The sequence below is a fragment of the Nostoc sp. genome, assembly GCF_036917435.1.
GTDB lineage: Bacteria > Cyanobacteriota > Cyanobacteriia > Cyanobacteriales > Nostocaceae > Nostoc.
The window spans coordinates 166,173-178,380 of sequence record NZ_JBALDM010000030.1 but is presented as its reverse complement, the minus strand read 5'-3'; the positions used below and the strand labels follow the sequence as shown (position 1 = coordinate 178,380).

Below are 12,208 nucleotides of genomic sequence, written 5' to 3'. Positions count from 1 at the left end.
TTGGGGACAAGGGGAAAGACTTGTTGTAAGTTCTAAACTTTTGTCACCTTGTCACCTTGTCCCCTTGTCCCCTTGTCCCCTTATCCCCTTATCCCCCTGCCCCCTTGTCCCCCTGCCCCCTTGTCCCCCACTCCCTAAGCGATCGTCACATCTGGAGATAAATAAACATCTTGAATGGTATGAAACAGTTTTACGCCTTCTTCAAAGGGACGTTGGAAAGTCTTGCGCCCAGAAATTAATCCCGAACCACCAGCGCGTTTGTTGATTACGGCGGTGCGAACTGCTTCTGCGAAGTCATTTTTACCAGTTGCGCCACCAGAATTAATCAGCCCTACACGCCCAGAGTAGCAATTCAGTACTTGGTAACGAGTTAAATCAATTGGGTGATCCGTGGTCAATTCTGTGTAAACCCGCTCATCGGTTTTGCCGTAACTCTTACCACTGGCTTTAGCAACTGCACCATAACCATTGTTATTTTCGGGTAACTTTTGTTTGATGATGTCAGCTTCAATGGTCACACCCAAATGATTCGCCTGTCCGGTAAGGTCAGCCGCAAGGTGATAATCTTTATCTTGTTTAAAGGCGTTATTCCGCAGATAGCACCAGAGAATAGTTACCAAACCTAGTTCATGGGCGCGTTTAAAAGCTTTGCTGATTTCCTGAATTTGTCTAGTAGAATTCTCTGAACCAAAGTAAATTGTCGCACCTACCGCCGCCGCCCCTAAATTCCAAGCTTGTTCTACATCAGCAAACAATACCTGATCGAACTGATTAGGAAAAGTTAGCAATTCGTTGTGATTGATTTTGGTAATAAAGGGGATTTTGTGGGCATACTTGCGCGAAACTATCCCTAATGTCCCCAAAGTAGTAGCAACAGCATTGCAACCTGCGGCGATCGCTAGTTTAACAATATTTTCTGGATCGAAGTAAATCGGATTGGGCGCAAAAGACGCACCTGCCGAGTGTTCAATCCCTTGGTCTACTGGTAAAATCGATAGATAACCTGTGTTTGCCAGACGACCAGTAGAATAAAGTAACTGGAGATTACGCAATACTTGAGGATTGCGATCGCTGTTGATCCAGATTCGATCTACAAAGTCTGACCCAGGCAAATGTAGTAAATCCTGAGAAACCTTTGCTTTGTAAGTAAGCAGGTCTTCAGCCTCTTTACCTAGCAATGACTCAATAGAATTAGCCTCTTTAAGCGTTGTAGTCATAGCGTTTTCCTCAAAAATTGAGCAAATGACCTTGCCTTTAACATAGCATTTTTAATACTTGTAACCTGGTTAAGCTTGCATTAACTAGAGATATATTCCTTTTGATATAAAAGCCTTAAATCATCCTTTAAAAATCGCTAAAATCAGTAATAGGACTTACGCAAAACTACACCAGGGTTCTGCTCTGGGTGCATTTTATCATCGTTTATGTTCTCGCTTGAACGCACCCAAAGCCATCACTGCTACTACACACAAACTGGCTCGTTTGTTCTACCGAATCTGGACAGTCTACTTGATTTGTAGAACTGGCTGCACGTGTAAACCCTCTGTCTCATCAACCGTAGGAGTAGCAATAAGCGATTCGTCTCCCGTTAGACCTGATGTAATTTCTACTTCAGTACCATAATCTCGCCCAACTGCAACTTTTTGATAATGCACCGTTTGGTCTTTAGTTACAGTTGCTACCTGAGTACCTCCGGCGTTCACAACTAAGGCACTATCTGGCACAACAAAGGGAGTATTAATGCGGTCAATGGCAAATTTGACAGTGGCATACATCCCAGGTCGCAGCATAGCGTCAAAGTTCTGCACTTCTAATTGTGTCAGCAAAGTGCGAGTATTTGGATCTATTGCATTGCTAGTACGCACTACTTTACCCTTAAATACTCGTTGTGGTAACTCTGTGACTTTAATTTGTGCTGTTTGAGCAGTCTTAAGTGACTGTGATAAACTCTGTGGAACATTCACATTCACGTTTAGCTTGTCATAAGCAGCAATAGTATAAAGGCTGGTATTGGTAGTGTTGCTGGTACTGGTGTTGCCATTACCTGCTGAAATTAAAACACCTGTATTGACATTACGTGCAGTAATCACTCCGGCGAAGGGAGCAGTAACTTTTTTATAAGACTGTAATACAGTATTACGTTGGAAGTTTGCAAGACTTGCGTAGGCATTTGCTTGCGCTGCTTTGACGTTGGCAGAGTCAGAATTAATAGTGTTTTGTGCTGCCTCAACGTTGGCAAGATTAGCTTGATATGTGGCATATTTTGTATCTGCATCTTGTTGAGCTACTGCACCTTGCTTAACAAGAACGTTCCAACGCTCCCAACTCAGACGCGCTATTGCTAGATTAGCGCGGGCTTGCTTCAAATCAGAAACACCTTTGGCTAGACTAGCACGACTTTGAAGCACATTTGCTTGTGCTTGCACTAATTCGGCCTTCGCTTGCAAAACTTGCTGATCGGTGTCTGGGGAATCAATCTCTGCTAACAACTGACCAGATCGGACGCGATCGCCAATGTCTGCGTACCACCGCCGCAAATAGCCAGTACTGCGAGCGTAAATAGTCGTTTGGTTAAGGGCTACAACGCTACCAGGTAGTTCCAAATTGGTAGTAGCAGCAGCGCGACGGGGAGTTATCACGTTAACTGAGGGAATGGTGCTTGCTTCCTTAACTGCTGCTTGTAATTCCGATCTTTGGCCTAACCGAGGCAGAATACCTATCAGCAGTAGGCTACCAAAAAACACAATCCCAAGTGCAGCCCAACCAATTCCACCAATACCACGTCTTTGTTTTTTGGGAGTAGTTTCTTGTTGAGAATCAGGAGATGGAGGATACTGAAAATCCATAGGTAAACTGTCCCATATTATCTAGTTTGCAGAAATTTAGCAGAGTTATTACCATCATTGGCTTTGACAATTTTGAACCTTTAATTGCTTATGATTTGCCTGGAGATGATGACAAAGAGTATGCAGTCTGTGGATCTGAGAAATCTAAATCGTCATCCTCATCAATCGGACGAGGTGGTTGCCGCCGCATAATGCTGTATACCACAGGTACAAATATTAGAGTAGCGACTGTTGCAGCTGACAAGCCACCTATTACAGCGCGACCCAAGGGTGCATTCTGTTCACCACCTTCACCAAGACCGAGAGACATTGGCACCATCCCGATGAGCATGGCTAAGGCAGTCATCAACACAGGACGCAACCTTGTATAGCCGGCCGCTAGGGATGCACCATAAGCATTTTGCCCTTCAAAACGTTGCTCATTAGCAAAGGTAATCATTAAAATACTGTTTGATGTCGCTACACCTATACTCATAATTGCACCCATTAACGAAGGGACACTAAGTGTAGTGCGGGTGACAAACAGCATCCAAACAATACCTGCTAAGGCACTTGGCAGTGCCATCATAATAATCAGGGGATCGAGCCAAGATTGGAAGTTCACCACCATTAAGCAGTAAACCAGCACAATTGCAAACACAAGTCCTAAACCAAGTCCCAGAAACGAAGAGTTCATCGTTTGCACTTGCCCGCGAACGTTAATCTGGCTTCCCTTAGGCAATTTTTTCTGATAATCAGCGATGATGCGATTCACATCGCTGGCAACTCCCCCAAGGTCACGACCAGAAGAGTTAGCGTAGATATCGAAAACTGGCTGAATGTTATAGTGATTGACAACTTGCATCACTGTGTCGCGTTTGACACTAGTCAAATTACCTAAAAGTTGGGGTGCGGTTTGACCGTTGCCAACTGGCGTGTTTTTCAGGGTATCAATAGAGTCAATTTTATACTGTGGAACTTGTACGGCAAGGGTATAACTAACACCTTTTTTAGGATCGAGCCATTGGTTGATTGCGGCTTGACCGCTTGAACTTAAGGAAGTCAGGACACTATTGGCAACATCACGCTGGGTCATACCCAGTTGTTGAGCCTCGGTGCGATCTACATCAAGACGTAACTTTGGAGCATCGACAACTTGCTGGAGATGTACATCTACAGCACCGGGAATGCGCTTCATCCGTGCTTGGATTTGTTGGGCAATTTCAAGGTTGCCCTTTGAGTTTTTCAGAGGCCCAGATATTTGCACGTCAACAGCAGCAGGCAAACCGAAATTGAGAATTTGAGTAACAATATCAGCCGGTTCAAAAAAGAAAGTGTAGTTGGGAAATGTCGCTTTCAATTTCTGGCGGAGTTCCTTGATGTAAGAAAAAGTTGAACCAGATTCTTTTAGAGACACAAGAATATCAGCATCAGCCTGCCCAATGGTGGCACCGTTGTAGCCATAAGTAAGGTTAATGCCACTGTTGGGTAAGCCGATGTTATCTAAAATCAGAGAGAGATTTTCCTTCGGTACAGTCTGGCGAATAACCCCTTCAACTTGGCTGACAATTTTTTCTGTCTCTTCCAAACGAGTCCCAGGTAAAGCTCGAACGTGGAGGCTAAACTGGCCACCATCGACTTCAGGGAAAAAGTCTTGACCGACGAATGGTAATAAAACTCCTGCACTGACGATAAAAGCACCAAACAGTACAAAGACTATGCGGCGATGATTCAATGCTGACGTTAGGACATTGTAGTACCAACTGCGAAATTTCTCAAATTGTCGGTTAAATCTTTGGTGTAGCCGCCATATCCAATCTTTTTTAACAGATTTGGCAGTTTTCGTTTTTGCCTCTTCTGTTTGGTGATGGTTGTCGCTACCATTATTGTTTTGGACTGGCGAATCTAAATGATGGTTATTGTTACCATTATTGTTTTGGGTTGGCGAATCTAAATGATGGCTGTTGTTACTATTATGATCCTCGCTTTCTCTGTGCCAGTCTGCTTCGGATGGTAAGAGATAGCTTGCCATTGTCGGCACTACAGTCCGAGATAGCACATAAGAAGCAAGCATACCAAACACTACCGCCATCGCTAGCGGAACAAATAGATACTTTGCTACTCCACTGAGAAACACGACCGGCACAAAGACAATACAAATACATAATGTTGCTACAAGTGCTGGAGTTGCGATTTGCTGCGCTCCATCTAAGATTGCTCGCTTAATTGGTTTCCCTTGTCCGAGATTTCGGTGGATATTTTCAATTTCTACTGTGGCATCATCTACAAGAATACCAACAGCTAAGGATAAACCACCCAAAGTCATGATGTTGAAAGTTTGTCCCAAACGACTCATCACAATAATCGAAACCAGCATCGAGAGGGGAATCGATACGGCTACAATTAAAGTGCTACGCCAACTTCCCAGGAAAATTAAAATCATCAGCGCAGTGAGACACCCAGCAATCAATCCTTCTTTGAGAACGCCTTGAACCGAAGCTTTCACAAATACAGATTGGTCGAACAAAAACGCTAAATTCAGTTCTGGGGGCAAGGTGGCTTGGATGCGAGGTAAAGCTTTTTTTACCCGCTCAATCACATCAATAGTCGAGGCGTTGCCACTTTTAAGGATACTAAGTAAGCTCGATCGTCTCCCATTCTGGCGTACAATGTTAGACTGCACACCAAAGCCATCTCTTACCTGGGCGACATTACGAATGTAGATAACAGTACCATTAACCTGTTTAATTGGTAAGTCATTGAGGGCTGTCACCACATCTGGACTATTGTTGATTTGTACGGCGAAGTCACGACTACCCATCTTCATATCGCCTGCGGGCAAGACTAGATTTTGGGCGCTGACAGCATTAGTCACATCTTGGGCAGAAACGCCATTAGCCAACATCGCTTGCGGATCGATATCAACCATAATTTGCCGAGGTTTTCCACCATAGGGCAAAGGTACACTCGCCCCTTGCACTGTTGCTAATTGGGTGCGGACGAAGTTAGTAGCATAGTCGTTGAGCGCTTGTTCTGGCAAGGTTTTGCTACTGACACTCATCTGAATAATCGGCACTGAAGAAGCGTTGTATTGAATGATGAATGGTGGTGTAATACCAGGTGGTAAAGGGCGCAGAATTGTTTGGCTGACAGAGGTAATTTGAGCGACTGCTGAGGCTATATTAGCGTTGGGTTGAAAGAAAACCTTGACGACACTAACACCGCTCAAGGATTGAGACTCGATGTGTTCGATGTCACCAACGGTTGTTGTCATGGCACGTTCGCTAATTGTGACAATTCGCTGTGCCATTTCCTCTGATGTCGTACCAGTGTAAGTCCAAACTATGCTGACAACCGGAATGTTAATTGCTGGAAAAATGTCAACTGGCGTACTAAGTATAGTCACTATACCCAGGATCACAATCATCAAAGCTGCGATCGCGAATGTATACGGAAGACGTAGAGCAATTTTGACGATCCACATAGATAATTACGCTTGTTTCAAAAGGTTTTTGTGTTAAAGCTGTTTTACCGAAGTTGGCGTTTGAGCTAATTGAAGTTGTTCTATTTGGAGTTGCTGAATTAGCCACTCAATCTCCGATTGGATAACTTCAATTACACGCTTTTGTAATTTTACTTGGTATAAATTATCAGTAACCTCAAGTGCTTTTTTCTCTGTAAGACGTAACTGACATGAGATCAATCGATGCTCAATTAACTGCACTCGCTCTTCGGGCAATAAATGACCAAAGAAAAAAAATTTGATTAAGAATCGCGATCGCGCATTCACCCAACTTTCGTGAGGATATGCCAGCATCTCTTGATACCAAGTGGTTTTACCGAGGGATGTAATCTCATATATCTTTCTAAACTGTCCAGTTTCTTGTACCTGTTCTGCACATAGCATCACTTCACCTTGTTCTTCCATGCGCTTCAGAAGAGGATAAATTGCGCCATAATTAACACAAATACTGCAACTCATAAACATCTCTAATTGCTGTTTGAGCCGATAACCATTTAATGGCTCTCGCTGCAATAGACCTAATACTGATAGCTTTAGCATTTTAATATATCAGTTTGATATGATAATCAATAATATCAAATTGAATCTTTTTAGCCAAGTAGTTAAGAGGATGTTTTAAAAGTCGTAAAATATACTAAATATTTCTTATCCAAATCTCTCTCTGTCTCGGAGCTACGCTGTACACACAAGTCTTTGGTGAGGCAATTTCCGCTTAAGTCTCAGAGCCACTGAGAAACCTCACCCTGGTTTTACTACGTAAAACCTGTCCGTCTCCTTACTAAGGAGAGGGATTAAAGATAGGACAGAGTTCAATACTGCGTAGGTTTTGAATATTCGTAGGTTGGGTAACGCATTGCCTCAACCCAACCAACCCCGAAAAATGTTGGGTTTCGTTCCTCAACAGTTATTCAGGTGCTACGTTCTCGCTCACGATCCGTATTATGGTGAGGCGACGGGCATAAAATTGGACTCCTGAAAACTTTTCAAAGACTCTCTAAACTGAATCTATATCTATCTATATATTTTGATATAAACCAAATGTTTATCTGATTTACTTTAGCTTTTTTTGATTTACAAATAAAAAAAAGAATGATAGGTTTAATCTTGGATTAAAAGTCAGCATAATCTAAATTTCCAACACATCTAAAAAAACTTAGATGCTGGTACATTTAGAACGGAGGAACCACTTTTAGGGGCTAATCTTTTATTAGAGAAAGGATATCTCTTGGCCCTAGTCCGTTAGCTAACTCCGTAGGCATTGAGAAGAGACTGAATGAGCAGCACTTTTACAAAAATTGCATAACTCGTCAGTGTACTTAGTTCGTATATTTTTTCATCATTGTACTACCTTAAATGAGGAAAAAATTTAAGCATGGCTTCAATGAATTGTGTACTAACTAGGAAGTCTAAATATGTGGTGAAAACTAAATGAACTTACTGGCTCAAATGAATTGTAATGCTTTAATTTCTGTAGTTAATGGTCTGGTTAGAGAATTTAGACAACAATATCAAAATATTTATGTGTCTTCTCTTCCACTTAAAAGCATGTTTAAAGTCGAGAATTGGGTAGAATATTGGCCAACTGGCAACCCTCGTTAAATTATTGTGATACAGCAATCTTTAATGATTTATGGAAACCGGGAATAAGTTTAGTTTCTTTGGTTTTGTGATGCACATAATTCACATAAGATTGCTCTAATACTGATTACATATAAGATTGGATAGAACAAGGGGCTGAAGTCCCAATTCTGACCAAGAAGGTAGATTAGTTTTTATCAAAATCACGCAATGGAAGTCTGTGATTAACTATTAGGCAAAAATGCAGAATCATTTTGCTGCTATAAAAGTTTACGCAGAGAAAGACACTTTCATGCGGAGGTTTCTCGACTTAAAGCAAGTGCTGACGTATAGGGCTTTCTGTAAGCTAGCAATTGGTGTGAAAGCGTTCGTCACGCAATAGACGCAGAAAGTAGCAAAAAGCTGAATTAAGCACCAGCATAAAAGCATCTTTTAAGTTACTAAGATAAACAAAGTAGAGTATAACTTTGGATGTCACACGTAGTTGAGTAACTGTTAATTCTGAAAATTAAGGAATGGTTAGTCAAGTGATTCATAGCAGCGTAGCCTACACGAAAAATTTAGGGTTAGGAGGTTATTATTACTCCAACCCTGATGTGTTTGCACTAGAGATGGAGACTATCTGGCGCAATACCTGGCATTTTGTTGGCTGGGAGAAAAACTTACCAAGCCCAGGTAATTATCTGACTTGCAGGATTGGAGAAGAACCCATCTTTGTTATTCGTCAGCTTGATGGCAAGCTGCAAGCAATGCACAACGTCTGTCCTCATCGAGGAGCGCGTCTTCTTGAAGGACAAGACAACTGTAGATTTATCCGTTGTCCATATCATTTCTGGAACTTCAATCTAGAAGGTAAACTTACAGAAATTACACAACCACAACTGTTTCCAGAACTAGATAAGTCTACTATTCATCTACTAAAAGGGCGAGTCGAGACTTGGGGCGGGTTGATCTTCGTTTCCCCAAGCCCAGAAGGAGAATCATTAACAGATTTTTTGGCAGGTATGCCAGAACACTTCCAGGAGTATAACCAGCCGGGGAAAGAACTGATAGAAGTCACTCGCTACTCTTACGATCAGCCTATTAACTGGAAGATACTTGTTGAGAACTATTTAGATTTCTCCCATATTCCATTCGTACATCCTCAAACTTTAGTTAAAGAATGGGGAGTAGATATTCAAAATCACTTAGACGTTACTCAGACGGATCGTAATTGTCAACTTGAATTTAGATTTAAAAATAAGCCAGAAGAGACGCGATCCGATTTTTATATTTTTCCTAATCTAGCAATTGTCGTGGATGTAAGTCAAGTTGAGATTTGGCAGTTTATACCGATTAACTATGAACGTACTAAGATCGAAGTCTTCATGTGTCAGACCTCAACTCAAGCAGAGTTATTTCCCCTTGAAACTAATTTACAAGCCGATTACGATCAGTTTATGGAAGAAGACTTTGTTGTGTGTCGCAAGGTACAAGAATCAGTCAAATCTCGAGCTTATAACGCCACTCAGTTAAGCAACATAAACGGACATCAAACATCTAAATCTCAACAGGTAATCGCTAACTTTCACAAAAATGTGATGGAAGCTATCAGTGTTAAAAACGAATAATATACCTTGCCCGATATGTTAGGCAAATTTAAAGCATCCGTTTGGCTAGATGCGAGAAAGTAGATAGTTAGGCGATCGCCTTTATCAAGGAATCACCCTTATTCACAGCAGTTGAGGTAGATATGAAAGGCGAATATGCAGATTTGATAGCCCTTTACCTGGACTACGATTATTTGCAGGAAGGACTCGACGGGCATAGGTTGTCATTAACAGAAGTGCTGGCTGGAAAAAAGCTCGAACTGTACTTGGAAGACAACACAAAACTCTTGATCGATTTCCAGAGTTCATCTCAGTTAGAGTGGAGGAAGCCAAATGAGTCTCCTAAACAAGAGAAATATGAAGCGATCGCAGTACGTCCAGATATTTTCTTTGTAGACTGGGTGTACCATGAAGATCCAAACCAATCCATTTCCTTGGTGGTGGACTTAGTAGCCCAAGAAGCAACTTTAGTTTGGTCTGTACTCCCTAACCCAGAAGATGCTATACCTAATCTTGATGCGAGAATCAGGAAAGATAATGATTTAAGCGCAGTCAAAGTACGCATCACCCATGCGGGTATTGGTGGAGAAATAAAGCAAAAAGTTCACCACAGAACCCAGGAATTGGTTGGGAAACGGATTAAGTATACCTACGGTAATCAGCACACTTACGAACATATATATCTCAACGAATCCTTGTTTACTTGGCACTGTTTGGCTGGAGAAGGGAAAGGATCGGCTGAAACAAATCCAGTTGATTATCTGAAGCTTGGCGAAGCCCTTTACCTATTTATTTGGCGCGAAGTTATTGCTCCTTGGGTGGGAATCATAGTCATAGATTTATCACAAAATAGGACGGCAGGAAAAACTTTCTGGATTAAACCACAAGTCAATAAAATATTTAACCTAACTGTAGGAGCTTATGCCCAGTTGTTGAATGAAACAAAATACGGGTAAAAGGTTTGCTTTGCCTGACTTGCCAATTATTACCACATCAATAAAAAATTACGAAATGTGTAAATTAAATTAATTTAATTAGCCTAAATGTAATTTTCGAGAAGTGTAAGGAATTTGCCCTAAATGCAACCATAAAAGTGGAGCCTGTATCAGGATTTTGGCGGGATATATTTCTTTCGATTCCAGATGTAGGACTGACACATAAAGAATATTCAACTACTTCTTGTAGGGTGGATATCCAGCCCTTGGCTACGGGCGCTTGTGCCACCCACCCCACAAGATTGAAAGGAATAAATTATCCGAAAAAACGAACCACAGAGACGCAGAGAACACAGAGAGGGGAGAGATTAAGAGGATTTTTGTCTCAGTTTTGGAATATTTTTTTATTTGGAAGTCCCTAAGCATCCAATACTTAAGTAAGTAGGCGAGAATAAATCAAACTAGATCAAGTAATATAAAAAATCTTGAGATTAGTTTTTAGTCAGGGCTTAAGCCCTCATCTTAGGACTAAAGTCCTCACTACAAACCTTTAATTATTTACGCCGCTTTGCTTACATTAATATCTATTTATTTAAAACCTTTGAGGCAATTGTACAAAGTTATGAGATAAGGCGTTTATTTGTTGAAATCAAGAGTCTATCAAAAATCTCTTAGAGATAATCTGAGTACAAGTCTGCAATTACTCAAAAGATAGTGCTATCAATGCACTTGCTTAGTATGAATTTGAATGAGAAGGAGATAAATAGTGTCAGCAAAAGTCCAAGTTTATATGACAGCATTAGGTTATCATTTGGGTGATTCTTGCCCAATCTCTGAAATAAAAGAATTAACAATCAAGCCAGAAGAAGAAATTTTAGAAACTTTACTGGAAGTTGGGTTAGAGAACTACGCTAAAACCAGATTATCTCCCCTAGAAATAGCTAAAAAGAGTATCGAAATTACATTAAATAAAGCAAGTATAAAAAGTGGCGATATTGATGCCTTAGTTTATGTTACTAGTAGCTTTTGGAATCCTAGCTTTTCCTCTACTAAAGAAATTAGCCGTTTAATTTATGAAGTTGATTTAAATAATGCCTATCCAGTCGGAGTCTTTTTTTCTGAATGTAGCAGTATGTTAACAGCTATACGTATTGCATCTAATTTTATTAAAGCAGGAGAATGGAAAAACGTCTTGGTTGTATCTTCTGATACTATATCTGATAATGATACGAGAATAATTCCACCAAATACATCAATATCTAGTGATGCTGCTGCAAGCTGTATACTCACTTCTGAGCGAGAAGAAGGGTTTGAAGTATTGTATACAACTCAGCAAATAGATACAGCAATGCCTGATATTTTTACCCTCGAAGATATGGAGGAAATAGAACAGTATTTAAAAGCTTCTGACCAAGGAATGAAGGAGATTCTAGATAAGACGATGAAAGATATGAGGATGAATCCAAAAGACTTTCAAAAAATCATCACAATGAACCTTAATTCATCAGTATCACAAACAGTTTGTAAATATTTAGATGTAGAAATAGAAAAGATTTTTCAAGATAATATACCCAGATTTGCTCATGCACTTGCATCTGATATTTTAATCAACTTATGTGATTTTTCTAGCAATTATGCTACAGAATCAGGAAATTTTTTGTTGTTAATGGCAATGGGAACAAACACATGGGGAACCAGTGTGTTGTGTAAAGTTTGATTTTTAAAATTGTAGTAGCTCGAATTATACTCATCGAGACA

At 40.7% G+C, this 12,208-nt stretch carries 7 protein-coding genes and 1 riboswitch; of the genes, 3 read left to right on the top strand and 4 right to left on the bottom strand.

The window, feature by feature from the left end; all coding sequences use genetic code 11:
- Nucleotides 1–134: 134 nt before the first annotated feature.
- The 4 genes from V7K98_RS12850 to V7K98_RS12835 form a co-directional block, all read right to left on the bottom strand.
- Entirely contained in the window at nucleotides 135–1,217 is a 1,083-nt protein-coding gene (locus V7K98_RS12850; RefSeq protein ID WP_335022269.1) for a class I fructose-bisphosphate aldolase, read from the bottom strand.
- A 288-nt stretch (nucleotides 1,218–1,505) separates the two neighbouring features.
- The gene (locus tag V7K98_RS12845) at nucleotides 1,506–2,846 is read right to left on the bottom strand and encodes an efflux RND transporter periplasmic adaptor subunit (RefSeq protein ID WP_335022267.1); all 1,341 of its coding nucleotides are present in this window, start codon (nucleotides 2,844–2,846) and stop codon (nucleotides 1,506–1,508) included.
- A gap of 88 nt (nucleotides 2,847–2,934) precedes the next feature.
- The gene (locus tag V7K98_RS12840) at nucleotides 2,935–6,309 is read right to left on the bottom strand and encodes an efflux RND transporter permease subunit (protein ID WP_335022265.1); all 3,375 of its coding nucleotides are present in this window, start codon (nucleotides 6,307–6,309) and stop codon (nucleotides 2,935–2,937) included.
- 33 nt (nucleotides 6,310–6,342) lie between these two features.
- Complete coding sequence (locus V7K98_RS12835) at nucleotides 6,343–6,888, bottom strand: PadR family transcriptional regulator (protein ID WP_335022263.1); 546 nt, start codon at nucleotides 6,886–6,888, stop codon at nucleotides 6,343–6,345.
- Between the two features lie 608 nt (nucleotides 6,889–7,496).
- Nucleotides 7,497–7,621: riboswitch (cyclic di-AMP (ydaO/yuaA leader) on the top strand.
- A gap of 820 nt (nucleotides 7,622–8,441) precedes the next feature.
- Between V7K98_RS12835 and V7K98_RS12830 the strand changes: the two genes are divergently transcribed.
- The 3 genes from V7K98_RS12830 (at nucleotide 8,442) to V7K98_RS12820 (ending at nucleotide 12,167) form a co-directional block, all read left to right on the top strand.
- Complete coding sequence (locus V7K98_RS12830; protein ID WP_335022261.1) at nucleotides 8,442–9,536, top strand: aromatic ring-hydroxylating oxygenase subunit alpha; 1,095 nt, start codon at nucleotides 8,442–8,444, stop codon at nucleotides 9,534–9,536.
- 122 nt (nucleotides 9,537–9,658) lie between these two features.
- Nucleotides 9,659–10,471 carry a MoaF C-terminal domain-containing protein gene (locus V7K98_RS12825; RefSeq protein WP_335022259.1) on the top strand — a complete coding sequence of 271 codons (813 nt, stop codon included), beginning with the start codon at nucleotides 9,659–9,661 and terminating at the stop codon, nucleotides 10,469–10,471.
- Between the two features lie 745 nt (nucleotides 10,472–11,216).
- Nucleotides 11,217–12,167, top strand: coding sequence for a 3-oxoacyl-[acyl-carrier-protein] synthase III C-terminal domain-containing protein (locus V7K98_RS12820; protein WP_335022257.1), 951 nt, complete (start codon nucleotides 11,217–11,219; stop codon nucleotides 12,165–12,167).
- The last annotated feature ends 41 nt before the right edge of the window (nucleotides 12,168–12,208 follow it).

What these genes read in the sequence shown, in the direction of transcription:
- V7K98_RS12850 (WP_335022269.1), bottom strand. Translation starts at nt 1,217, where the DNA reads ATGACTACAACGCTTAAAGAGGCTAATTCTATTGAGTCATTGCTAGGT.
- V7K98_RS12845 (WP_335022267.1), bottom strand. Translation starts at nt 2,846, where the DNA reads ATGGATTTTCAGTATCCTCCATCTCCTGATTCTCAACAAGAAACTACT.
- V7K98_RS12840 (WP_335022265.1), bottom strand. Translation starts at nt 6,309, where the DNA reads ATGTGGATCGTCAAAATTGCTCTACGTCTTCCGTATACATTCGCGATC.
- V7K98_RS12835 (WP_335022263.1), bottom strand. Translation starts at nt 6,888, where the DNA reads ATGCTAAAGCTATCAGTATTAGGTCTATTGCAGCGAGAGCCATTAAAT.
- V7K98_RS12830 (WP_335022261.1), top strand. Translation starts at nt 8,442, where the DNA reads ATGGTTAGTCAAGTGATTCATAGCAGCGTAGCCTACACGAAAAATTTA.
- V7K98_RS12825 (WP_335022259.1), top strand. Translation starts at nt 9,659, where the DNA reads ATGAAAGGCGAATATGCAGATTTGATAGCCCTTTACCTGGACTACGAT.